This window comes from Rhodococcus sp. 21391, assembly GCF_016772255.1.
Classification (GTDB): Bacteria; Actinomycetota; Actinomycetes; order Mycobacteriales; family Mycobacteriaceae; genus Rhodococcus_F; species Rhodococcus_F opacus.
This window is the reverse complement of record NZ_CP063781.1, coordinates 2296458-2320061: the sequence shown is the minus strand read 5'-3', so window position 1 is coordinate 2320061 and position 23604 is coordinate 2296458. Positions and strand designations below refer to the sequence as shown.

The following is a 23604-nucleotide window of genomic DNA, read 5'->3' as shown; positions in this document are numbered from 1 at the left end:
GGTCACCTCAGTACAGCTTGAGGTCTTCCGTCAGGGCCGCCAGCTCCTCCGCGGCGTCACGCGAGGCCCCCAGCTGCGTCCGCTGATAAGCGAGCAGAGAGGATGCGAGGATCCGGCGATGCCGGCCGACCATTCGGTACTCGATATGCCCCTCGTCGAGGAGCTTGATCACATGCGGGCGCGAGACATTGAGCATCTGCGCGGCCTGCTGGGTCGTCAGCTCCGCGTGCGCCGGGACGACGGTGACCCCCTGCCCCGCGGCCATATTCGCCAACACCTCGCGGATCAGATCGAGCACCGCCCGAGGAAGATGCACCGACTCCGCGGTACCTGCCACGGTCACATCGAGGGTCTCCCCCGTCTCTGCCCGACATCACGAAGCAACTGCAGGGCCTGCCGGGCCTGCTCCTGCTCGACCACGGTCGGCTGATCATGTGCTGCGTACATCGCGCACCTCCTAAACGAGATATACGCAACAAACGAAACAACGCAACGGAGGCCTGGCGTCGTCAACGACGCCACCCACTTTCCAGGATCGCCCCACGGCGCACCTCAGACGAGGGTGTAGCCGAGCGCTTGAGCGCCCGCGGCGAGACGGCGTTGCAGGCCGGGATGCGCGAGCGGGTTCGACGTGGCCGGCCGCACAGCGGATCATGCTCCGCCTACCGCGCGGCGTGCTCGACATCGACGTCGCCCGGGACTATTGCGTCGGCGACCAGGTAACGGCCTGGACCACAGGCGAATACCTCGTGCTCGACCTGACCAGCGAGGACGTGGCCGGCGACTTCGATCCTGACGCCTGCCCACCGTTGTCCGCCATCGTCGGAGTCCGCGCCGAACTCGCCGCGGGCGATCTCCGGCCGCTCCACCTCGCCTGGCTGGCCGGCCACGGCACCGCGGAAACAGACGAATACGCCGTCGACCGCAACGCCAATCAGGATCTGGAGCCACCCGTGCCACCCGGATCGGCCGCGCTCACCGCGGCGCAGCGCGCCCTGGCCGACTTCCTCCGCGTCGACGACGACCTGCTCGCCATCGCGGCCCAGACCAGCGCACCACTCGCCGAGACCACCGACGCCCCCGGCCAACTCGCCGCCTGGGTGCAGGACCTGCCCGTTGCCGAGAAGAACCGGCTCCTGCTGCGGGTCGCCGAAGACCACGCCGTGACCGTACGGGCGGAGATGCTGCGCAGGTTCCACAACGAACACAGCACACCCATCGCATCCCCACCTCGCCGAACCGTGGCCGATCTTCTCGACGCCGCAGGCCGTCGCCGGGGCGACCGCGAGCGCCGGGTGGCCGCCCGGCGTGCCGAGCAGCAAGCCCGACGGCAGCAGGACCGTTCCCTCGCCCGCGAGAAACGAATCGACGAGCTGGCCCGCGACGAGGAGGCCACGTGGTCGCAGATCGACGCGATGATCGCCACCCGCAAACCCCGCGAGTATGACGCCGCCGCCGCACTGCTCACCGAACTGCAGACGCTCGCCGAACGCGACGGCCGACGTGACGCCTTCACCCAGCGCTGCCTGGCACTACGTCAGACGCACGCGCGCAAACCACGCCTCATCGAACGCCTCGACCGGGCAGGCGTGTGAACCGCAGATCCAGTGATGGGTGCCGTAAGGGATTGCCTGGTCACCAGCGACCTGCAGTAGTGCCACCGAAAAGCCGGAGCGGCGCACGCCGCCGCGGGATCGTGACTCGCGCTCGACGCCGGCCGACTTTCGCCGGGATCCGGTCGATCCCTGCAGCCAGGAAGAGGATCGATAAGCATCCGCGCGGTGGCAGATCGTGGTGACCGCCACCGTGCGATACGGGCGTCGATCAGATACGGCCGACGGAGGTCGAGGCCGCCCGAAAACGGGAGCGAGCGGCGCTGACCACACTACGGCGGCCGGCCTTCACCGTCCCCGGCTCGCACCGACCCTCACGTCGACGCGCGGAGCGCCGCGGACACGTACTACTCCCGGCGGCGAGGCGTGGCGCGTTCCCACCCTTCGATCATCTCGCCGTCAGCCACGAGTCTTTCCAACACACGCGCGGTGAACTCGAGCAGCAGAACTTCCACAGTTCCATCGCCACGAGGTGATAGTGGTGCAGTGCCTCATCGACGGTGAACGCGCCCACGTCGCCGGCGGACGCGCTCGACCTCGGCTGCGGCACACTCGATCAGCTCACCCAGCCGGGCCTCGTGATAAGCGGCGACCAGCGCCCGATCGGCTCGCCGCTGCCCCGTGCTGCCCACGGTCACCGACAGTACCGATGCCGCGAGGCACCCCCGACCCAAAGACCACGACCATCGCCGCGGCGCCTACCTACGCAAAGACTGGAAGGGCGGGTCGACGAAACAGAACCCGCGGCATACCGCCGCACCGGACCTGCTGGACCGGGAGATCGCGCAGTACCTCGGGCGCTGAGATGACTTGCGACTTGATCATCTGGAGTGCAACCCTAAGGGCCGAAATGGCGGTCTTGCGGGTGACCTGTAGGACCCGCAGCGACTCGACCATTCCGTCGCGGGTTTTCGGTGTGACGGTTCTGATCTGGGCGAACGGGCGTGTGCGGCGTTCCCGGCGTCGATGGTGTCATCCTTGCCGCGGCGTCGTCGATCAGACCTGTCGGGTGCGGTGACCTCGAGGACCTCGAGCCCGGCATTGTCGACAAATCGGAGCCGTCCGGCACCGTAGGAGCCGGTGCACTCGACGCCGATCCGGGCGAGGTCGCCGTGGCTGCGCATCCAGCGCAGCATGGCCCGATAGCCGGCGCGGGTGGTGGAGAAGAATTCGGTCGCGGCAATCCGCGTCAGATCGGCCACCCACTTGCGGCTCGGCGCGGTCGCGGTGAAGCAGATCCGCAACCTGTCCCGCATGCAGCTGATCCGCACCCTCGCCGCCTGGCGGCCCGACCTGACCGGCTTCCGCGACCCGACCACTGCCACCAAGATCGCACTCAAGCACCTCGCCCGCCGATACCTGGAACTGCACGATGAGATCGCCGACTTCGACCGCCCCATTCACGCCCTCGTCGAGGAACTGGAGCCCACCCTTCTCGAGCGCGTCGGAGTCGGTTACCAGTCCGCTGCCCAGTTACTCATCACTGCCGGCGCCAACCCTGAGGGGCTGACCTCGGAGGCGTCTTTCGCCATGCTGTGCGGTGCCGCCCCGCTCCCGGCGTCCTCCGGGATGACCACCCGTCATCGCCACAACCGCGGCGATGACAGAGCTGCGAACTCGGCGCTGCACATGATCGCCGTCAGCCGATGGCGCATGGATCCAAAGACCCAGGCTTACGTCGCCCGCAAACGTGCTTTCGGGCACTCCAATCCCGAAATCCTGCGATGCCTCAAACGCTTCATCACCCGCGAGATCCTCTACCTCCTCAAAGACTGCGATCGAGTCACCCCGCAATCGCACCGGCCGCTTGACACACCGAAGGGCGTCAACGGGACCCCGTACACATCGAAGGAGTCCGCCGACGTACCGGGAGTCGGGTGCGCTCCGTTCGCGCGGGACCGTCGGAACATGACAACGCGTTAGCGACGTCACCGGTATCCACACTTCTGCGGCAACCTCATCCAACCGCTCGACCACCGGCGTCTTGTTCGTGGAACCGTTGTCTATCACCACGTTCACGTCAAGGCCGTCGGGGTAGGTGTGCTGTCCACACCAGCTACTCCGAAGGCGAACGTCGCACGTTCGAGAAGGGAGTTTGCCACATGGCCGGGTCGACAACCGGAAACCGGCGGCCGGACACATGGGTGGGAACGAGTCGGATGAAAAGGTTCTTCGCCCCGGCCTGCCACGGAAAGAGTGGCAAATCCACGGTGTCCATCAACTCGTCGATTTCACGGATCCCCTCCGCACGCCCCTTGATCACCACGCTCCACGCTTCGCGCGACGGAGCCTCGTAGCCGTCGACTTCCAGCGCAACCGGCGCATCTGACAGCGCAGCGGACACCTTGGTGCCTCTCCCGGATCGAAACACGAGGGTTCCATGATCGACCGCATAATTGAGGGGAAAGATATCCGGGTGGTCGTCCACCCACACAGCGAGACGGCCAATACTCTCGGTACGAAGCAGCGCCCAACATTCGTTGACAGCGAGTTCCCTGAGACTTGGCTCATTGCTTCCCATTGTCTTTGCCTCCTGTCGTGGCATCAGGTCCGGTGCTCGTTCCCGTTCCGCGCACCGATCCACCTCCACGAATCATCGTCGCTGTCTCGGCTCTACGCGACGTATCCGCCCCAATCCACTGTCGGACAAACGGCGTGTGTGGTGCCCTCGACGAGCGCGTGGTGCGTGCCCGGCCGGACGCAATGTCCTCGACCGTCGCCGCTGGAGCAGCCGTGAGGAACTACGGTTGGCGATCGTCGGGTGTATCGAGACGACCGACCACCGGCGGCGCCGGCAACGCGGTCTCGGTCGACCGACACCCGTCGAATATGAGACGCTCCATCAGACCGCACACGCGGCCTGAAACTGCACACCCCGTGTGTCAACCAGGGTAGGGGCAAGCCCTGATATGGAATCAGGTTTGTCAAGGGGGCAAGGTGAAGCGGCGTCCATGACCGTCGTCAAACAGTGGCAGCATCATTCGATCGTTCAAGACGCCCTGTCCCCGCGGACTTCAGCCACAAAGGTGCGGTGCTCGACGTCCACCACATGCCCGACTCGACCACCGGCGGTGACCTCGTACTGCCTGCACATCCACCATTCGGCGCTCCCTCGTCGACACGTACGCATACACGTTTGCCAGCGCCCAGGCGAAGCCGTTGTCCGAGCCCAGCGCGGAGCCGAAGATTTTGTGCCAGAACCACTGGATGGCGGACATGGGGTAGTAAGTGACATCGAGCATGGAGCACCTCGTTACTGCACGGCGCGATTGACGCGGCATCGTGCGGATGGGGTTCACGCCGGATCTGGCGAGGAGGTGGGCGTGCGAATGGACTAGGTCGACTGGAAGGGCCGACGCAACGCGTCAGAGCGCTACGCAGCGGCCTGCAGGACCTGCCCGGGCGCTCGGGGGCGGCGGGGACGACCGGGCCGTGCCCGGGACGCTCTGCTGCCACCGGTTCGATCGCGACTCCGACAGAGTGGTGCGGGTACAGCTCGGCACAGCTTGATCCGCCGGTGAGGGGTTGCCGGAGATGAGGGCTTCGAGCAGGTCACGCCGGAGGACTTCGCGGTCCCGGATGACGCCGGAGGCTTCTTCGAGGTACGGCTGGGCGACCGCGGTGGACACCAGGTCGACGTGGCGCATAATCTTGCCGGCCACCACCAGACCCAGCTCGGGGTTGTTCCGGATTTGTGGGGCTTGACGAACCTGCTCCCACACGGTGTGGCCCCACAGCCGATAGGCGTGAAGCAGAGCCTGCACGGGAACACCCTGATGGAACCGGCGCACCGCACTGTCGCGGAACGGGGCGTATCGGGCGGCGGTCTCGTCTTGGTCGGAAACCGCATCATGGTCGTCGGTGAGGCTGGCGAGCATCGCCTCGAGGTTCGCGCGCGCCGTGGGTGCGACATCCTGCTCGATGAAACCATCAGGAAGCGAACGGTATTCGACGGCTTTCTCGGTATCGCTGAGCGATCAGTTCACCGATCTGGTGGGCCCGGCGATGGAGGTGGTCGATGAGCTCATTTAGTCATCTGCTGCAAAGCGGCCTCGTCAAGGTCGCTTCGTGCATCGTCCCCGGACTGCTCCGCCATATCAGGATCCTTGCATGGTCGGTCTCATAGCCAAACAGTGGTGGGAGGCAAACACCCGGACGTGGTGTTCTCCAAAGTCCATACCGAGGCCAAGGAGGTCTTGCCGCCGCGAACATCTGCCCCTCCCATTCCGGCCGTGATGGTGTTCAGGGAAAGAATCCTGCATGCAAGTGCACTCCCGCCCAGGCAGCAGATGACCGGGCGACCCAGGTCAACAGACTCGACCTGGAGGTTCGGCGGACGATCGCCGAACAGGCAACCACACCGAAGTAGCCCTTCGTGCCTTATCGCCTGCCCAGGTCCGCCGGAGGGAAGCGTTCGTCATCCGCGGCCGTCCGAGAACCCCCGCCGGATTGCCGATTTTGCAGACCAGGGCGGTGAAGTTCTCTTTTTTACGTAACGACGTATCACGGTCGCCACTCCTAACGTCTTCCCCAGCAGATCACCCATGTGACTCAGCTCATAAACGGAGGAGATGTTGTGACCACTATCCCCTTGTCGGACATTGATGATCTGGTGTGGCAGCCGGGTCAACTCGAAGTCGATCGCAGTCGGATCCTGGCATTCGCCCAGCACGTCGGATGCACGGATATCGACGAGCTGGGTGCGGCGGCGAACGAGGACCCCGGGTGGTTCTGGGGCTGCGTCGCAGACTGGCTCCAACTCGAGTGGCAGAGTGAACCGTCCGGTGTGTCCGACCAATTCGACGCACCGCACAGGACCAAGCGGTTTCCCGGCGGGGCGCTGAACATCACCGACAACGCGGTCGACCGCTGGATCCGAGCCGGACGAGGTAAGGACACCGCCCTGTCCTGGGAGCTCGAGGACGGCAGCAGCGGACGGTGGACGTTCTCCCAGCTTTCCCTCGAGATTGACCGGGTTGCACGGGGATTGATCGACGCTGGGATCGGGTTCGGGGACACCGTCGGCATCCTATTGCCGATGGTGCGCGAAGCCGCGGTCGCGCAGTTGGCCTGCGCGAAAATCGGAGCGATCTCGGTCCCGATCTTCTCCGGTTTCGGCACGGCGGCGGTGATCGATCGATTGCGTATCGCCGGTGCGAAGGCCCACATCATGTCCAATGGGTTCCACCGCCGCGGCCGTGAGATCGCAATACCGGCTGATCTGCCCCCCGCCCTCGCCGCCGTAGAGTCTTTGACCACCACGATCGTGGTCCCGTTGCTGGCGCACACGCTGCCGGTTGATCTGCCCGGACCGGTGCACTGGGACGAGTTGGGCACCGGCACCCCCCAGGAACCCGTCGCCACCGCCGAGTGCCCCACCGATCACCCGATGCTCATCGCATTCACCTCCGGCACCACCGGGGCACCGAAGGGTGTGGTGCTCGGTCACGCCGGGTTCGCCGTCAAGGCCGGTAGCGATGCCGCGTTCAGCTTCGATATCGGCCCGGGCGACGTGTCGACCTGGATCACCGATCCGGGCTGGATCATGAGCCTAATCATCGTGCTCGGTGGTCTGATCGCCGGCAGCGCCGTCGCTCTCTACGCCGGCACCCCGGACTGGCCGGACACCGACCGCATCTGGAACATGGTCCGCGAACTCGGCGTGACCATGCTGGGAGTCTCCCCGACCCTCATCCGGTCGCTGATGGACTAGGACACCCAACCCGAGGTGCCGATCGACACCGGCCAGTTGCGGGTGCTGGCCTCGAGCGGTGAGGCCTGGACCCCGGATGCGTACGAGTGGCTCTACTCCCGGGTCGGCGGTGGGCACATCCCGATCATCAACTACAGCGGCGGAACCGAAGTGTCAGGGGCCATCCTGTCGAACACCATCGCACAACCCATCCACCCCTGCGGGTTCGCCGGACCCTTGCCCGGAATGGGTGCGGACATCGTCGACAGCGACGGCCGCAGTCTCACCCGCGGACTCGGTGAACTGGCCCTCCGACAGCCGTCCCCGGGGATGCCGCTGACCTTCTGGGCCAACCCCGACCGCTACTACAGCACTTACTGGAACCGGTGGGACGGCACCTGGTACCACCGGCGACTGGGTCGAGGTCGATGACAACGACAGTTGGTACGTGCGCAGCCGCAGCGACGACACCCTCAAGATCGCCGGAAAACGATTGGGCCCGGCGGAAGTCGAATCCGTCGTCAACGGCGTCGACCAGGTCGTCGAGTCCGCCGCGATCGGTGTCCCCGACGACATCAAGGGCGAAGCACTCGTGGTGTTCGCCCGGGTCGCCGAAGCCAAGCAGGGTGAGCACGCCGAGCTTCCGGCCACCATCACCGCCGAAGTCGGACGGCAACTCGGCAAACCCCTGACCCCCAAGAAGGTGCACATCGTCGACTCCCTTCCCCGCACCCGCAGCGGGAAAATCCTGCGCCGGGTGACCCGGGCTGTCTATCTCGGCAACCCATCCGGTGACACGTCCTCCCTCGACGATCCCGCCGCCCTCGATCTGATCAGGAACCTCTCATGAGCGCACGCAAGCTCGGGGCGATCATCGGTGCCGCCGAGGTGCCGGCCCGGCGCACCACCCCCGGCGTCTCCACCCTCGAAATTATCGCGCAAGTGGGCCGGGCCGCGGTCGCCGACGCCGGCCTGACACCGTCGGCGATCGACGGCGTCATCTGCGGCCCCCAAGTCGGCGAGACCCCGCAACACGTGCCTGCCACCATCGCCGAATACCTCGGCTTGCAACCACGATTCGCCGACGTCGTCGACCTGGGCGGTGCCGCCGGCGCCGGAATGGTCTGGCGTGCGGCCGCCGCCATCAACGCCGGCATGTGCGAGACCGTGCTGTGCGTGCTGGGCAATACCCGCGAGCCCGACCGGGCGCCCCGGTCCCCGAACCGCAACCCGATCCGGGAGTTCGACGTCCCCTACGGGGCCAGCGGCGCGAACCAGGCCTACGCGATGATCGCGCAAAAACACATGGCAGAGTTCGGCACCACCCCCGAGCAACTCGCGAACGTGGCGGTCAAGGAACGCGCGAACGCCCAACTCAACCCGGATGCCGTGTTCTACGGCAAGCCGCTGACCGTCGACGACGTGTTGTCCTCCCCGATGGTGATGTCACCGCTGCGTCTGTTCGAGACGGTCATGCCGTGCGGCGGCGCCAACGCCCTGGTGGTCACCTCCACCGAGCGGGCCGCCGACCACCCACACCCACCGGTGTATCTACTCGGCGTTGGCGAGCGCGTCACCCACCGCACCCTGAGCCAGGCACCCAACCTGACCACCTCCCCGCTGGCACCGGCCATCGCCGACGCCTACCGGATGGCGCAGGTAGGACCGTCCGATCTCGACTTCCTCTCGATCTACGACTGCTACTCCATCGTCGTCGGTATCACCGCCGAAGACGCCGGACTCTGCGCCAAAGGCGAAGGCGGGCAGTGGGTCGCCGAGTACGACTTCTCCGCGACCAGCCCGCTCCCGGTGAACCCTAATGGTGGCTAATTGGCTTGCGGTCAAGCAGATCTCGCAGGCGGCATGACCCACATCGTCGAAGCGGTGCGGCAACTGCGGCACGCCGCCGGCCCGCGTCAGGTCGCCGACGCCGAGCTGGCGTTGGTGACCGGCAACGGCGCCACGATGAGCGAAGAAGTCGCACTAGTGCTTGGAGGAGCAAACACATGACCAAGAAGTCGCCCGCACGGTGCCGCGGCCGGGTCCGGTGACCACAACCCTGACCGAGCCGTACTGGAAGTGCGCCGCCGACGGTGAACTGTGGATCCAACAGTGTGAGGACTGCGGGCGCTGCCAGCACTACCCCGCCGGGATGTGCCGGGCCTGCTGGTCGGAGAACCTCGGCTGGATCCGAGCCGCCGGCACCGGCACCGTCTGGACGTTCACTGTGGTCAGCAAACCCGGCCACCCGGCATGGGAACAGGACACCCCCTACGTCCTGGCCCTGGTCGAACTCGACGAGGGCCCCCGCATGATGACCAACATCATCGACTGCGACCCGGCAACCGTGCACGTCGGCCTGCGGGTGCAGCTCGCACCGCACATCCCTGGATCCGAGCAGCCCCCGCTGCAATTTCACGCCGACACTCCCCTACCGCGATCCTGACAACGGACGGACATCGCCATGACCACCTCCACCCCCGCACCCTCGAGCGCCGACATTCAACGGCGGGCGCGCCTGGGCAGCTTCATCGGCACCACGATCGAGTGGTACGACTTCGACCTCTACGGCACCGCGGCCGCACTGGTCTTCCCGCATCTGTTCTTCCCCTCCTACTCCCCACTGACCGGCACACTGCTGGCGCTGCTGACCTACTCGGCCGGATTCATCGCCCGCCCCCTCGGCGGGGTGATCATGGGGCACTTCGGTGACCGCATCGGCCGCAAGGCGATGCTGGTGTCCTCCCTGATGATCATGGGTGTCGCCACCACCCTCATCGGGGTGCTCCCGACCTTCGCGGTCGCCGGGATATGGGCGCCGATCCTGCTGCTCGTCCTCCGCATCGTGCAGGGCTTCGGTGTCGGCGGCGAATGGGGCGGCGCCGTCCTGGTCGCGGTCGAACACGCACCCCCGAGTCGACGCGGACTGTTCGGCGCATGGCCACAGGCCGGTGTTCCTGCCGGACTGCTGCTGGCCAACGGGGTCTTCATGAGCCTGACGCTGGCCCTGTCCGACGAAGCGTTCATGACCTGGGGTTGGCGCGTGGGGTTCCTTGCCTCCTCCGTGATGATCGCGATCGGTCTGCTGATCCGGTTGAAGATGGCCCCTTCGCCACGATCCGGGGGCGGCTGATCGATACTCGCGCCAGCGATCGAACCATCAACGATTTCGGCACAGCACAGAGCCTCGCCTTGGTGAAGATTTCGGCGTGACCGGCGAACTGGGCAGCCGCATTCAAGGTCAGGTCCGCGACCCGGCGATCGGCGGTGATGTGCACCTGGGAGATCGCCCGCGTGGGGGGTTCGGTGCTCGGGGTCACCGGCATGTCCCGCCCCAGGTCTCGAGCAGGGTGATCTGTTTGGACTTGGCGGTGTAGCAGGTGCCGTCCGGGGCGGCCGCGGGTCAGGCCTTGGCTGCTGCGGCGGCACTCTGCGCCGCGAGCTTCGCGAGGCCGGACGCGTATATCCGCCTGCCGACGAACAGTGCCACGATCGCCGGCAGGTACACCAGCGGGGCCAGTTGCAGTGCACCGAGCAGGCCGCGATGGTCCGCGAGGATGCCGATGACGAACGGTCCGGTGGCCAGTCCCAGGATGTTGTTGGCGACGGTGAGGCTGCCGAGGGCGGAGGCCCGCACCGACTGGTGCGTCAGGCTTGCCACCATCGCCGCGGTGGGACCGGAGGAGCCGGCGGAGAAGAAGGCGCCGATGCCGATCAGGGTCAGCTGCGCCGCACCGGTCTCCAATTGCAGTCCGATGCCGAGGGCGGCCAGCGAGATGACGCAGAACGCGATGGCGCTGGACCACTTCCCGGCCGGGTTGCGGCGACTGACGCGGTCGGTGATCATGCCGCACACCACCATGCCGGTGCCGATCAGCAGCACGAAGACCGAGGCGATCACGCCGGCCTTGTCCGGAGCCATGCCGTAGTAGCGGTTGAAGAAGCTGGGGGTCCAGGCGAGCAGCACGGCGGAGGTGAAAATCTGCAGTCCGCCGCCGAGGTACGCGCACCAGACGGCAGGGTTGGTGAACAGCGTCGAGACCGGGACCCGGATCGGGCGGCTGTCGGGGCGAGCGACCGGCGCGGCGTCCTGGTCGACCGCGTGCGCGGCCAGCCGGCGTTCGGTGACCACGGCCCGGAACATGGCGACGAGGATCAGGCCGAGCACCGCCATCGCCGCGAACGACCACCGCCAGCTCAGGTGCACAGCGATGACTCCGCCGAGCGAGACGCCGACGACCGAACCGAACGAGCCGCCGGCCATGAACGCACCGCTGAGAGTGGAGTGGACGCGGGGCGCGAAGACGCTGAGCATCCACGCGATACCGACGCTGCCGTAGGCGGCCTCGCCGACCCCGACGAGGAAGCGGGCGGCGAGCAGCTGCTCGTAGTTGGCCGCCACCGCGCAGAACAGGGTGGCGATGCTCCAGAGCACCGCCATCAGGATCAGCGACCGCACCCGGCCCCAACGGTCGGCGAGCAGCGACAGCGGGAAGGTGAGCAGGCCGACCATCAGGGCGACGATGCTCGTGAGCGAGGCCAGCTGGGAATCGGACAGGGCCCATTCGGCTTTCAGGAACGGGAAGACTGCGCTGAGCACCTGGCGGGACATGTAGTCGGATAGCAGCAGGCCGAAGGTGAGCGCGAACACGAGCCACGGGTAGATCCGGCGGCGGGTCGCGGGTCGCTCGGCGGCGGTCCCGGTGAACTGGGGGTCGACGGTGGGTTCGGCCGGCTGATCGGTGGTGGTGGACAGTCCCATTGGGGCTCCTGGGGGCGACTGGACCGAAGTGGGGGGTGATGGTGCGGACGTGGGGGATCAGGGCGCAGTGCGCGGCGCGGCGATCTGGCGACGTTCGTGAGCGTCGAGTTCCTCCTCGAGGATGGGGACGCCGAGGTTGCAGGCATGGATACCCAGGACGCTGACCATCTGCAGAACGGTGAGGATCTCCTCGCGGGAGACACCGAGTTCGAGGGCCATCCGGATGTGCCGTCGCACGCCGGGTGCGTACATGTGGGTGGCGGCGGCGTCGATCGCGATGCTGAGGAGTTCGACGAACTCGGGAGTGAAGACGCCGCGTCGGACCGGGGTGGCGTTCATCGCCATGAATTGCTCGGTCCACTCCGGATCCCAGTCGGACAGGGTGTTCCACAGGGGGTTCCAGTTGCCGTCACGACGCATGGCGTCGAGGGTCGGCGTGGGGATCGGGTCGGGATTCGTCGGCACGCGGCACTCGTTTCACAGAGAAGGGGCAAATGGGGTGCGATGCAGGCTGTCCTTCATAGCGGATGTGGTGTGCATCACGTTAGCTCCGGCGCGCTCGGGATAGTTAACCCTGCGGGACGTCATTCTGTACATTTCGGGACAGGCTTCCGCGTGACCTGACCGTTCAGGTTCTCGGCGGCCGTGAACCGTTCGTTCACACACCGGCCCGGGCGATCGGTCAGCCGTCCGAGCGTTTGCGCCATTCGCGCGGGCTCATGCCGAACTGCTGATGGAACCAGCGGGAGAAGCTACTGGGTGCGGAGAACGCCAGCATCTCGGAGATCTCGGTGAACGTGTGGCGCCGGCCCGTCACCATGCGCCGGGCGAGTTCGGCGCGGGTCGCGTCGACGACCCCGGTGAAGGTCAGGTTCGACTTGGCCAGGTGTCGGTGTACGGTGCGCCGGTCCACACCGAGGCTCCGGGCTACCTGCTCGACCGAGCAGCGGCCGGTCGGCAGCAGGAGTTCGACGAGTTCACGGACCCGGATCGTGAGGGTGGGCTCCTCCGGCGCCGCCAGGTCATCGAGAAACTGCTGCGTGTAGTTGCGCAGCAGCGGATCGGAGAGTCGGTTCACCTGATCAAGATCGCTTGTGTAGGTGACGATCCCGGAGTAGTCGCCGCCGAAGGTCAGGGGTGCGTCGAAGATGCGCCGGTGGGTGCTGTCGTCGTCGGGTCGTCCGTGTTCGAAACACACCGACACGGGCTGCCATCGGTCCCCGAGAAGGTAATGCAGCAGTTGGTGGGTCACGGCGGTGGCGAGCTCGACGGACTGGCGAACGGGCATCGGTTCGCCGGGTTCGACGTGGAGTGCGATGGCGGAGAGACCGTCGCGTTCGGTTACCCGGATGTGTAGGGATTCGTTGTAGGTGTGCTGGTAGCGGATCAGCATCCGCAGCGCGCTGCGGGCATCCGGTTCCTCGCGGATGCTCACGCTGAGCGGGCCGAGGGTCGACAGGCGCCGACGTTCGGCGAGTCTGAGGGCGAAGTCCTGGCGACCGGACGCGGCGGCCGAGAGTTCGAGGAGGCGAGCAACGGCGGCGGCCGGCACCCAGCGGTCCTGGATCTCGAGGCCCGCCGGGTCGAGGTCGACGCTGCGCAGTAACTGGACCGGGTCGATCGACAGCGAGCGTCCCAGCTCGACGTATCCGGTCAGTGCGGCGTAACGCGCCAGGGGCTTTGACACCGTGATTCCTCTCCGGCCGCTGCGAGACCGGAGATGTCCCTAACGGTTAATGAATATGTCCCGCAAGGGTAAGTAGTTGGAGGTCTCCTGACTACTGTCGTGTTAGCGACGTCACAAAGAGCGCCGGCAGCGCGACAGGCCTTCTGACCCTTCCTCACATCCGTTGGACCCACCGAGAAACGGAGTCTCACAATGCATTTCCACGACGACGCGCTCTTCCCCGAAAACCAGGAGAAGCTGGTCATCACCGCCGCTCCGTACGGCCCGGAGTGGGAGCCGGACGACTTCCGCGAGGACCTGCCGCTGACGATGGACGAGCACGTCCAGAAGGCGGTGGACTGCTACGAGGCCGGCGCCACCGTCCTGCACATCCACGTCCGTGAGCTCGACGGCAAGGGCTCCAAGCGGCTCTCGAAGTTCAACGAGTTGCTCGCCGGACTGCGCCAGGCGGTGCCGGACATGATCCTGCAGGTCGGCGGATCGATCTCCTTCGCACCCGAAGGCGAAGGGGCGGATGCGAAGTGGCTCTCGGACGACACCCGGCACATGCTGGCCGACCTCGATCCCGCACCCGACCAGGTCACGATCGCCATCAACACCTCGCAGATGAACATCATGGAACTCATGACCGCCGACGACATCGCCGGCACGTCGCTCGCGCGTCCGGAGCTCATGGAGACCTACCGGGAGATGACGGTGCCCGCCGGCCCGACGTGGGTCGAGGAGCACCTGCGCCGGCTGCAGGCCAAGGGCATTCAGCCGCACTTCCAGCTGTCGAGCATCCCCCAGCTCGAGACCATGGAACGGCTCATCCGGCGCGGGATCTACACCGGTCCGCTCAACCTGACCTGGGTCGGCATCGGCGGCGGCTTCGACGGCCCCAACCCGTACAACATCATGAACTTCATCCAGCGAGTCCCGGACGGTGCCTGCCTGACCCTCGAGACCCTGATGCGCAGCGTGCTGCCGGTCAACGCGATGGCGATCGCGATGGGCCTGCACCCCCGCTGCGGCAACGAAGACACCATCTGGGGCCGCAAGGGCGAGAAATTCACCTCGGTCCAGCAGATCCAGCAGCTGGTCCGGATCGCCGGCGAACTCGGCCGCGAGGTTGCCACCGGCAAGGAGGCCCGCGAGATCTACCGGATCGGCGAAACCTACCGTGACGCGGACGAGACCCTTGCCAAGCTGGGCTTTGCGCCGAACCGAGGGTAGATCGGCTATTTACTGCAGGTGCCAGTAGAGCCGTCCGTGGTTGCTGAACCAGGCGACATTCCCATCGGACCCCCGAACGAAGTTGGATCGGGTGCCGGTGGGTTTGAGGTCGGGGCCAAGGTCGAGCCCATAGTCAGTCTTGTAAAGCGCAAGACCGAGATTCGGGACTGTCTGCTCATCCGGCAGGTAGATGCCATCCGGGGCGTCGCTCATGTTGCCGACGAGCTGGCCATCTTTGCCGCGGAAGTTGATCACGACGGTCCCCAGGGTGCCCGATTGATCGATGTCGTCAGTGGCATACGCCCCCTCGTAGGGCGCCAACTCGGCCGTGCTCAACTTCTGGGGCGTCGCGGGCAGGTTACTGATTCCGGCGAAGCGGCGAAGCGACCAGTCCTCGGCGAACAGTTCGTTGAGCAGTTTCCCTCCACCCTCGGAATTGGTGAGCACGGTCATGGCGAAGTTACGGCTGGGCACCATGAAGAACCCGGATCGTTGACCCGCCCAGGTCCCGCCATGTTGGACGATCGTCTCGTTCTCCGCGGACGGCCGCAGCATCCATGACACTCCCATGCCGGTGAGTTCGACCTGAAGCGTGCCGCCGACGCCTGGATTGGAACGCATGGCGATGAGCGAGTCTTTGCTCATCAACCGATCTCCCTTGGGTGTAGTGCCGTCGCCGAGGTGGAAGCGCGCGTAGCGCACCTGATCCCGCACGCTGGAAATCAACGATCCGGTCGGGCTGCAACTGCGCGAGAAGAACCAGAAACCCGGATCCACAACGGCTTTTCCGTCGTCGACGTTGTGTGAGGCGGCGATATTCCGGCCGATTATCTGGTCCGAGAAGAAGTGGGTGTGACTTAACTCGAGCGGGTCCAGCAGCATCTTCTGGACGGCGTCCTCGTAGACCGATCCGGTCACGACCTCGACAATCCGCCCCGCCACAACCAGCCCCGCATTGTTGTAGGCGAAGACCGTGCCCGGCGGGGTCTTTTGTGGGAGCCGGGTCATCGACGCCACAAACTTGGTTATCGCGTCGTCGCCTCGACCGAAGTCCTGGAGATCGTCACCGAGCCAACCCGACGTGTGGTTGAGCAGTTGTCGCACCGTCGCCGTGGCGCTGGCTTCTGGATCGGCGACCGCGAAATCGGGCAGATACTGGCGTATCGGTGCCTCCAGATCGACCTTGCCCTCGTCGACGAGGCGTATCAAGGTCGTTCCGGTGAACGTCTTCGTCGTGGAGCCGATCCGGAACAGGGTGTCGCCGTCCACCGGTGTCGGGTGGTCGACATTGGTGACCCCGTACCCCTTGATGTACTCCTCACCGTCGGCAATGACGCCAACCGCAACCCCGGGGATCGCGTAGTCCTTCATCGCCTTGGCGATCTTGGCGTCGAGCTCGGTGAACGCTTCCTTCGCGTTCGTCGGGACGCTCGTAGCTGTGGTGGTCGACTCCTTCGACGAGCATGCCGGCAATACGAGCACCGCCAACCCGGCGACCGCCCCGCCAAGCACCGCCCGGCGCGACAACTCAGGGCCACCGACGGCGAACACCTCGGTCGTCATCAGCGTGGCGGGAGAATGTCGTATGCCGGCAGTTGCGTCGTGTCCGTGCAGGATATGTCCGGCTTCTCCGGATTGTCGAAAAACGACGCGATTATCTCGGCTCCGCACGGTGGCTCTGCATACACACCGTGTGCAGCTCCGGGCACTACCGCGACTATGGATTGCGAGAGATCCTTCGCGATGTAGTCGCCCCACACCGCTCCGGTCTGCCCGTCGTAGGTTCCCGACAGCACAAGCGAAGGGATGTCACTCACGGTGATGTCTCGGATCGAGTCAGGGGCCTTCGGCACGTCCCACACTTCGCAGGCGTCGCGCAGGAACGGCAGCTGCGGCGCTTGGGCCCGAACGGACTCCGGCAGTTCAGGGAATTCCTTTTCCGCCTGTTGCATTGACTGCTCGACGGTCTCGAACGGGATCCATTCACGGCACCATATGCTCAGGGTGAGGCCCCAATGGAGGGCGCCCCTCTCCGGATGCCCCCAAACCTCGGCCCAACGCGACGCAATGGGCTGCGCATTCCCGTTTGCGAGCTCATCGACCGTTGATGGGAACTCTTTCGGTAGATGGGTAGCCACGGGGACAAACCAGTTCAGCAGCATTCCGCCGTCGACGACAACCTTCGTGTCTCCTACACCCTCAACGTTGACCGTGGTGGTGATGGGCTTCGCTTCAAGCTCATTGACCAGCCGGATGAACGTTGCCCCCAGGTCGGGATAGCGCTCTTTGCATGCTGGCTGGTCCTCGCACGCCTTGACCATGTTGTCGAATGCTTGGCGAGCGCTGGCCCAGGTCCACCCCAGGGCACCAGCCGATGGAGGCGTCACTCCGTCGAACACGATCGACTCGATAGCGTCGGCGTCTTGACGCATGTAGATCAGCGCAAGGTCGGTGCCGTACGAGTGGGAGAACACATTCCACTTCTCGAGGCCGAGTGCCTTGCGTAAATCAATCAGGTCATAGGTGCTCTCGGTCGAATTGAACGCCGAGAGGTCAACGGTGGGAGCCAGGCGGTCGTGGCACTCCTTCACCGCTTCTACGTACGCATCCCGTGTGGACTCAGCGTTCCACGCCATTCCGATCCTTTGGGCGAAGAACTCGAAAATCTCCGGGCAGGGCAACGGCGAGCTGGACGTCATGTTGCCGCGCTGTCCCATCAGGATCAGATCGCGATCACGGTTCAGCGGGACGTCCGGGTTGATCGGGGGATCCGTGACCCCATCCTGACCGGGCCCGCCCATGAGAAAGACGATCGGAGCCTTTGTCGGCGGCTGCGTTTCCGACGGAACGATCGCTACTGCCAAGCGCAAGGTTCCGCTGTCTTCTTTGGTGCGGTTCACCGGTACCAACAATTCCCCGCAGCGAGCATTCTCCAGCAGTGGGACCGGATTCGGCGTCTTCGCGCACGGACCCTCGACAAACTCCGCCGGCGGATGAGCCACAGTCGTCGGTGGCGAACTGGACGGATCGGAATTGTTGCTACACGCTGAGCTGACGAGAATCGAGACAAACGCAATCACCGTTATCTGGTTCACAAACCGCATGTCGACCACCCTGAATGGCGACCGCCCGAACCTTGTGTTCGGGCTCGGCCGAGTATTTACCCAGATAAATCCTGGCACACCCCATAGCAATACCGGAAGTTTGAGAACCGATGAAAGCCGGCGATCCTTATGCAGACGCTCGGTGATGAATCGAATCGTGCGGTCGGCCAGCTCGGTTGAGAACGCATTCCATAGGCGGCGCGAGATCACCGCCGCAAAACGAGATAGTCGGTGCGATAGATTCCCCGATTGGCGTCAGGGACGGGCGAGTTGCCCGCTGTGGTCATGATGAAAGGAAGCCCGTCCAGCACATCACAACAGTGTCGTCCATTGATTCGCCTCTGGGGCGGTAGCACCAGAAAAGCACCAGGTGTTGCGAAGGTCAACAGGTGAGCCCCGCGCGGCGTGTGTTTTCCCAGTTCCGGGCTATTCCTCCGACGTCGCATGGCACGAGCGAGGGAGTCGAGCTTGCGCAGGGCGGACTCGAGCGCTGCGGACTCCTCATCGGTGAGGCACACACGGAATGCCTCATCGCCCTTTCATGCTCAGCTGGGGCGCGGTCACCATCGCGACGATGTTCGTCTGGGACGAAACATCGTTCTACGTCATGCGTTTCCTGCTCGGCATCACCGAGGCCGACTCTCATTCAGGAACACACCGGCAGCCTCTCGTTGGGACTGCAGATCAGCGCCGCCCTCGTGGTGACCGCTGGCGCAGTGCTCGTCGTCGGTATCCCGGCGCGCGCCTTGAAGGAGAAGAGCTGATGCACCCCGGACCCTCGACCGCGGCCTCAGGCTGGGTGTTCAGATGAGAAGCCTGGCGAAGTGGGTTCCGGTGGTCCTCCCCCAGCGGCTCGCCCTCGAGGAGGCGGCCAGGGGGTGACGTGCGGCGAAAGCAAACAACAACGGTGCACCCCAGTGCTCCTGCGTGCGTTCGGTCACGGCAGAGTCCCACGGCCGCAACCCCGAGGCGGGCGCTTTCGCCTTCGAACGGAACTGGCCACCGCGATGGGAATGAACGACGGTGTTGTCCGGGTCGCTGAGCGCGAATAGCATCTCGCAGCGCCGAACACGCCTCCCACTCCGCGAGTCCGCGACCGGATCGCCCGTGTTGCTGCATCGATCGCTATCCGATTCCAGACGGGCATTGCCGGTGGGCAGGTGTCGGCGCAGACCGCGCCGTCAGCGTAGGGAGTTGCTTGGCCTACCTGGCGCAATCATCCAAGTTAGTTGGCGCGGGGATCCAAGCGTGGTAGCCCGCGACGGGACACCATTGTTGTCGAGGGCCCGGTGTGGCTGGGCTCACACGTTCGTAATAATTCAAGCAACGGAGGATTTGATCGCAATGGCCATCAACTTTGATCTGAGCCCGGAACAAGCCGGTCTACAGAAGGCGGCACGATCGTTCGCGGACGACCGGCTCAGTCTCGTCGAGGGGGTAATATCGCCTCTGCCGACCCCAGAGGCCCGGTTTGCGGCGATCAAGCCGTTCTATCAGGACATGGTGGATGCGGGTTTCATGAAGGCGCTGGTGCCCGTCGAATACGGCGGAACAGCCATGCCTTCACTCGACTTCGCCTTAGCTGCCGAGGAACTCACGCGCGTCGATATCAATGTTCCGACTGCGCTCCTCGGCACCGGTTTGGGACTCCAGCCGATCATTCACTTCGGAACCGCGGAACAGAAGGCCCAGTTCTTGCCCTCCTTCGCCGGGAGCGAACCACTCCTCGCGGCGTGGGCCTTCACCGAGACGTCCGGCGGCGCGAACTTCGACTCCAGCGACCCCTCCACCGGTGTACAGACCTTCGCCCGACTGGACGGAGACGAATGGGTCATCAACGGTGACAAGCACTTCACCACCAACGGATGCGGATTCGATGGAAACGGCGCCGCGCTGATCAGCGTCCTATGCCGCACCGACCTCAACCTGCCCCCTCGAGAGTCGTTGGCGGTGATTGTCGTCCCGGGCGATACCCCGGGTATCAAGGTCGAGTCATACATCGACACGATGGGCCACCGGGCGACCATCTCTCCCCGTATCACGTTCACCGATGTTCGCGTACCCGCAGGTAACCTGATCGGAGCCCCCGGGGACGGCATCGAAATCTCCCGGAAGACCTTCAACTGGACGTCGTCCCTCATCGGAGCGGCCTGTGTCGGCCGGATGCGAGCCGCATTCGACTACGCATTCGAGTTCGCCAAGACCGACAAGCGGTCCGGTCCGGTGCCGATCATCGACTACCAGAATGTCGGCTACATGCTCGTCGACATCAAGACTCGGATCGAGGCGGCCAGATACTTCACCTGGAAAGCCTGCGATCTCTATGACAAGACCAACGGCGCGGACGAAGAACTCGGTCACATGGTCAAAGTTTTCGCGTCCGAGCTGTCCGTGCAGGTGGTCTACGACACGATGCGGGTGGTGGGGGTGAATTCGTACGGCGACCAGACACCGATCGCTGCGATCATGGAGGACGTCCTGTGCTTCCCCGTCTACGACGGAGGCAACATGGGTGTACGGCGCCGCCAGCTGCACGCGTTGCTCAAGAGCGCGGACTACGACCCGATGGAGTCCTCAGCAGGCATCGCAGCTATCTGAGCCGACACGGCCGCGATCCGGTGAGTTTCCCGGTACTGGGTGGGCGTGCACTCGAGATGACGCTGGAATGTGCGGGTCAGATGGGAGCTGTCGCAAAATCCCCAGCGGGTGGCGATCTCACTCAACATCACCGAATCCGGTGCCACCTCGAGGTCGCTCATCGCGCCTCGGAGCCGCTCGTCTCGGACACACGCCGAGAATGTGGTGCCGACCGCCTGAAACAACCGGTGCAGGGTTCGCACCGAGATCGCGGCCTCCCGTGCGGCTCCCTCAGCACTGACCCGTCCGAGGGGGACGGCGGCGCGAATGTAGTGCCGCACAATCCGGCGCAACGCCGCATCACGTCGTTCGTCGTCGGATGTCGCGAATGCACCAAACCGGGACGAGGTTGCCGCGGTGAGAACGTCGGTAAACGACCGCTCGAGCGTCTTCAGCGCGATGTCATCAATGTTCGACTGTTCGCTCCACAGGGCTGACATCATCGCTCCCACAACATGGCCGGGACCGGTGTTCGTGTCGATGGCGCAAGAGGTTGCGTCATCGACACGAACCGTCGAGTGCCAATGATCGCGGGGAATCCGGAAGGACAAGACTCGCCAGTTGGGTTCGTTCGACGGCTCCCGGAACTCGAGCGTGTAGGGACGCGTGGTGTCGAAGATGGCGAAGCTGCCCGGACGGACGATGCATCGGCGGCCATCCTGCTCGCCGAAGCAGGTCCCGGACAGCTGCAAATTGACAAAGAGCGCCTCCTGCGGTGCTCGCCGGACCTCCGCCGCTCCGTGCGTCAGGAGCTGAGTGCAGGAGGCGATTTCGGCGCCGTTGGTACTTGCCAGTGGTTCCGACCGCACCCACCCCGGTATCCCCTCGGCGGTGGCACTGTGATCGATATGTACCCGCCCGCGCCGCGGGGAGAGCGGCGTGAAGGCCTCACAGACGACATCACCCCAATATCTGGCCTGATCCTGCACACTCAAGCCAGAGGTGGACCAGTAAGGCACGGGTATCCCTCCTGTTCCGGGCGCGACCAGCGTGCCGAGCACGTATGCCATCAGATTCTGCGCACTCGGACATCCCTGTCAAGTGGAGGGATCGTCCAGGACATCGGGCACAGACGCCGACAGGGAGACGCCCGCAGCAGTTCGACGACAAGCGCAGGCACAAATCAGCCTGAAGGTCCGGCGTCATCTCGGGTGGGCCGAGACGTCACGTCGAACGAAGGAGAGGAACCATGACGGACTCGTCCGGAGTCCACGACAAGCTGCTGCGTCCGGAGATAGCTGCGTCGTGGAAGCGATCGGAGCTCGCGGGACTCACGCACGAGATGGTCCTCGAGCGCCTGCAGATCGGCGACTTCGAATCGTCGAGTCGTTTGTTGACCGCGGCCGTACCGGTGCTCGATGGCGTGGCCAGTGACCTGACGGGTCTGACGTACAGCCTGCTTCTCGCCGATGCGGACTGTCGAATCGTCGGACGCTGGTGCGACCGGCCGACGATCGACAGCACACTCCAGCGCGCCGGCGCAGTGACAGGTTCGAGGTGGAAGGAATCCGATGTCGGAACCAACGGGCTGGGGACTCCCGCCGAAGTTCGAAGCGGGATGTGGGTGCACGGCGCCGAGCACTTTGCGGCCGTCCTGAGCGGCTTCACCTGCTACGGCCTGCCGATCCTGCACCCCCTCACCCGAAGGGTCGAGGGTGTTCTCAACATCACGGTGCATCCGGACGATGCCCACCCCCTGTTTCCGCCGACCCTCGCCCGAGCCGTCGATGACATCGAACAGCGATTGATCGACACGTCGCGGCCGGCCGATTCGCGGCTGTTCCGGGCCTTCCGAGAGGCCTGCAGGACCGGACGGGCCATTGTCGCGCTCAATGACCACGTCATGCTGACCAGCACCGCCGCGTTGGCGATGGTCGAAGACCTCGACCTCGAGGCAATGCGCGAGATTGCCCGCTCTACTGCCCACCGAGGGGCGTCAACAGTCGAGTCGGTGGTCCTGTTGTCCGGAGCAATGGTCACGGCCCGGATAGACAGGCTCCAGGACGTAGCGCACGGCGCAGTGTTCCGGCTTCGAACGCGCTCCGTACCGAGAGATGCATCGGGTGCAGAGCCAGCGAATCGCGGTCACTTCGTGGGCGCCGAGCCAGCGGCGGCCACAGCAACCGCCAGCGTGTACGTCGAAGGTGAACCCGGCAGCGGCAGAAGCACGGTAGCCCGCTCTCTCCTCGACGGGACATCGGTTACTGTGATCGACGCACTCGACTGCCTCGTCGGGGATTCCACGGCGTGGGCCGAGCGGCTTGCGGCCACGCTAGACCGGCACGCAGACGGACTTGTCGTCGACAATGTCCATGTCCTGCCCGGGGATCTGGTCGACCTTCTGGCTCGGACGATCAGCGCCGGTCATCACAGCGTGCCGATTGTTCTCACTGGAAATCCGCAGACGTGGCTTCCCGCTCACGTTCAGTCCTTGGTCCGGCGCTGTCGCCGAATTGTCGCGCTGAAGCCGTTACGCGAGCGGCGCACCGAAATTCCGCTGCTGGCACAGTCGGTGATCGACGCTCTTCAGCCGGATCGGACCCATCGATTGGCTCCCGCAACGACCCGCCTGCTGACGGCCCAACCCTGGCCGGGAAATATCCCAGAACTGCGTGAGGTCCTGCGTCACGCTCTCGCCAACAGACCATTCGGTGCGATCGAGATCGTTGATCTGCCCGCGGCCTATCGTTTGCGGCCGGTGCCCTCCCTCGCCGGCCGGGAAGAGGCCGAGCGGCACGCGATCATCGAAGCGCTGCGCCGCTTCGACGGCAACAAGACGCGGGCGGCACAGTCCCTCGGGGTCACCCGCACCACCCTCTACAACCGGCTGCGCGCGCTGAAAATCACCGATGACACCGTCCATTTTTTACACAGTTGACGCATCGCTGCCGGAA

General features: G+C 65.1%; 16 protein-coding genes and 6 pseudogenes. 12 read left to right on the top strand and 10 right to left on the bottom strand.

Annotated features, from left to right (window positions below):
- Nucleotides 1-7 precede the first annotated feature (7 nt).
- Nucleotides 8-343, bottom strand: a complete 336-nt coding sequence (locus tag GO592_RS10870; protein WP_007299348.1) for a helix-turn-helix domain-containing protein — start codon at nucleotides 341-343, stop codon at nucleotides 8-10.
- A 310-nt stretch (nucleotides 344-653) separates the two neighbouring features.
- Here GO592_RS10870 and GO592_RS10865 point away from each other — a divergent pair, with 310 nt between their 5' ends.
- Complete coding sequence (locus tag GO592_RS10865) at nucleotides 654-1595, top strand: hypothetical protein (RefSeq protein WP_007299350.1); 942 nt, start codon at nucleotides 654-656, stop codon at nucleotides 1593-1595.
- Nucleotides 1596-2234: 639 nt separating this feature from the next.
- The gene (locus GO592_RS10860; RefSeq protein WP_050998668.1) at nucleotides 2235-2417 is read left to right on the top strand and encodes a hypothetical protein; all 183 of its coding nucleotides are present in this window, start codon (nucleotides 2235-2237) and stop codon (nucleotides 2415-2417) included.
- On the opposite strand, the pseudogene GO592_RS10855 reads toward GO592_RS10860, so the two are convergent.
- A pseudogene (locus GO592_RS10855) lies at nucleotides 2394-2788 on the bottom strand (IS110 family transposase); the annotation flags it as partial. The gene GO592_RS10860 and the pseudogene GO592_RS10855 sit on opposite strands and share 24 nt — an antisense overlap.
- Nucleotides 2789-2849: 61 nt before the next feature.
- Here GO592_RS10855 and GO592_RS10850 point away from each other — a divergent pair.
- Nucleotides 2850-3380, top strand: a pseudogene (locus GO592_RS10850) (transposase); the annotation flags it as partial.
- Nucleotides 3381-3669: 289 nt separating this feature from the next.
- On the opposite strand, the gene GO592_RS10845 reads toward GO592_RS10850, so the two are convergent.
- Nucleotides 3670-4134, bottom strand: coding sequence for a pyridoxamine 5'-phosphate oxidase family protein (locus GO592_RS10845; RefSeq protein ID WP_037206748.1), 465 nt, complete (start codon nucleotides 4132-4134; stop codon nucleotides 3670-3672).
- 178 nt (nucleotides 4135-4312) lie between these two features.
- On the opposite strand from GO592_RS10845, the pseudogene GO592_RS10840 reads away from it, so the two are divergent.
- Nucleotides 4313-4477: pseudogene (locus GO592_RS10840) on the top strand (IS3 family transposase); the annotation flags it as partial.
- Between the two features lie 501 nt (nucleotides 4478-4978).
- On the opposite strand, the gene GO592_RS10835 reads toward GO592_RS10840, so the two are convergent.
- On the bottom strand, nucleotides 4979-5491 hold the full coding sequence (locus GO592_RS10835; RefSeq protein WP_007299354.1) for a hypothetical protein: 513 nt from the start codon (nucleotides 5489-5491) through the stop codon (nucleotides 4979-4981).
- Nucleotides 5492-6159: 668 nt separating this feature from the next.
- On the opposite strand from GO592_RS10835, the pseudogene GO592_RS10830 reads away from it, so the two are divergent.
- The 5 genes and pseudogenes from GO592_RS10830 to GO592_RS10815 all read left to right on the top strand — a co-directional run.
- Nucleotides 6160-7737, top strand: a pseudogene (locus GO592_RS10830) (AMP-binding protein).
- A 16-nt stretch (nucleotides 7738-7753) separates the two neighbouring features.
- Nucleotides 7754-8155, top strand: a complete 402-nt coding sequence (locus tag GO592_RS44225; RefSeq protein WP_007299355.1) for an AMP-binding enzyme — start codon at nucleotides 7754-7756, stop codon at nucleotides 8153-8155.
- Nucleotides 8152-9315 (top strand): annotated as a pseudogene (locus GO592_RS10825) (thiolase family protein). Before GO592_RS44225 ends, GO592_RS10825 begins: the two are co-directional and overlap by 4 nt.
- 37 nt (nucleotides 9316-9352) lie before the next feature.
- Nucleotides 9353-9751 carry a Zn-ribbon domain-containing OB-fold protein gene (locus GO592_RS10820; protein ID WP_237720539.1) on the top strand — a complete coding sequence of 133 codons (399 nt, stop codon included), beginning with the start codon at nucleotides 9353-9355 and terminating at the stop codon, nucleotides 9749-9751.
- An 18-nt stretch (nucleotides 9752-9769) separates the two neighbouring features.
- Nucleotides 9770-10420: pseudogene (locus GO592_RS10815) on the top strand (MFS transporter); the annotation flags it as partial.
- A 288-nt stretch (nucleotides 10421-10708) separates the two neighbouring features.
- Here the strand turns inward: GO592_RS10815 and GO592_RS10810 are convergent.
- The 3 genes from GO592_RS10810 to GO592_RS10800 all read right to left on the bottom strand — a co-directional run bounded on the left by GO592_RS10810 (nucleotide 10709) and on the right by GO592_RS10800 (nucleotide 13754).
- Complete coding sequence (locus tag GO592_RS10810) at nucleotides 10709-12067, bottom strand: MFS transporter (RefSeq protein WP_007299358.1); 1359 nt, start codon at nucleotides 12065-12067, stop codon at nucleotides 10709-10711.
- Nucleotides 12068-12124: 57 nt separating this feature from the next.
- Nucleotides 12125-12532 carry a carboxymuconolactone decarboxylase family protein gene (locus tag GO592_RS10805; RefSeq protein ID WP_007299359.1) on the bottom strand — a complete coding sequence of 136 codons (408 nt, stop codon included), beginning with the start codon at nucleotides 12530-12532 and terminating at the stop codon, nucleotides 12125-12127.
- A gap of 217 nt (nucleotides 12533-12749) precedes the next feature.
- Complete coding sequence (locus tag GO592_RS10800) at nucleotides 12750-13754, bottom strand: AraC family transcriptional regulator (RefSeq protein WP_007299360.1); 1005 nt, start codon at nucleotides 13752-13754, stop codon at nucleotides 12750-12752.
- A 192-nt stretch (nucleotides 13755-13946) separates the two neighbouring features.
- Here GO592_RS10800 and GO592_RS10795 point away from each other — a divergent pair, with 192 nt between their 5' ends.
- Nucleotides 13947-14969, top strand: coding sequence for a 3-keto-5-aminohexanoate cleavage protein (locus tag GO592_RS10795; RefSeq protein WP_202715114.1), 1023 nt, complete (start codon nucleotides 13947-13949; stop codon nucleotides 14967-14969).
- Between the two features lie 9 nt (nucleotides 14970-14978).
- On the opposite strand, the gene GO592_RS10790 is transcribed toward GO592_RS10795, so the two are convergent.
- Nucleotides 14979-16532, bottom strand: coding sequence for a serine hydrolase domain-containing protein (locus tag GO592_RS10790; RefSeq protein ID WP_007299362.1), 1554 nt, complete (start codon nucleotides 16530-16532; stop codon nucleotides 14979-14981).
- Complete coding sequence (locus tag GO592_RS10785; RefSeq protein WP_039952306.1) at nucleotides 16532-18073, bottom strand: alpha/beta fold hydrolase; 1542 nt, start codon at nucleotides 18071-18073, stop codon at nucleotides 16532-16534. The genes GO592_RS10790 and GO592_RS10785 overlap by 1 nt, the downstream gene beginning before the upstream one ends.
- 1344 nt (nucleotides 18074-19417) lie before the next feature.
- Here GO592_RS10785 and GO592_RS10780 point away from each other — a divergent pair.
- Nucleotides 19418-20671, top strand: coding sequence for an acyl-CoA dehydrogenase family protein (locus GO592_RS10780; protein ID WP_007299364.1), 1254 nt, complete (start codon nucleotides 19418-19420; stop codon nucleotides 20669-20671).
- On the opposite strand, the gene GO592_RS10775 is transcribed toward GO592_RS10780, so the two are convergent.
- Nucleotides 20629-21720 (bottom strand): helix-turn-helix domain-containing protein, encoded by a 1092-nt coding sequence (locus tag GO592_RS10775; protein WP_237720541.1) that lies wholly within the window; start codon nucleotides 21718-21720, stop codon nucleotides 20629-20631. The two genes, GO592_RS10780 and GO592_RS10775, sit on opposite strands and share 43 nt — an antisense overlap.
- A 320-nt stretch (nucleotides 21721-22040) precedes the next feature.
- Here GO592_RS10775 and GO592_RS10770 point away from each other — a divergent pair, with 320 nt between their 5' ends.
- Nucleotides 22041-23588 (top strand): sigma-54-dependent Fis family transcriptional regulator, encoded by a 1548-nt coding sequence (locus GO592_RS10770; RefSeq protein ID WP_237737191.1) that lies wholly within the window; start codon nucleotides 22041-22043, stop codon nucleotides 23586-23588.
- The last annotated feature ends 16 nt before the right edge of the window (nucleotides 23589-23604 follow it).

Coding starts and splice junctions, on each gene's coding strand:
- GO592_RS10795 (WP_202715114.1), top strand. CDS start 13,947: ATGCATTTCCACGACGACGCGCTCTTCCCCGAAAACCAGGAGAAGCTG.
- GO592_RS10775 (WP_237720541.1), bottom strand. CDS start 21,720: ATGGCATACGTGCTCGGCACGCTGGTCGCGCCCGGAACAGGAGGGATA.
- GO592_RS10810 (WP_007299358.1), bottom strand. CDS start 12,067: ATGGGACTGTCCACCACCACCGATCAGCCGGCCGAACCCACCGTCGAC.
- GO592_RS10790 (WP_007299362.1), bottom strand. CDS start 16,532: ATGACGACCGAGGTGTTCGCCGTCGGTGGCCCTGAGTTGTCGCGCCGG.
- GO592_RS10835 (WP_007299354.1), bottom strand. CDS start 5,491: ATGCTCGCCAGCCTCACCGACGACCATGATGCGGTTTCCGACCAAGAC.
- GO592_RS10780 (WP_007299364.1), top strand. CDS start 19,418: ATGGCCATCAACTTTGATCTGAGCCCGGAACAAGCCGGTCTACAGAAG.
- GO592_RS10845 (WP_037206748.1), bottom strand. CDS start 4,134: ATGGGAAGCAATGAGCCAAGTCTCAGGGAACTCGCTGTCAACGAATGT.
- GO592_RS10785 (WP_039952306.1), bottom strand. CDS start 18,073: ATGCGGTTTGTGAACCAGATAACGGTGATTGCGTTTGTCTCGATTCTC.
- GO592_RS10865 (WP_007299350.1), top strand. CDS start 654: ATGCTCCGCCTACCGCGCGGCGTGCTCGACATCGACGTCGCCCGGGAC.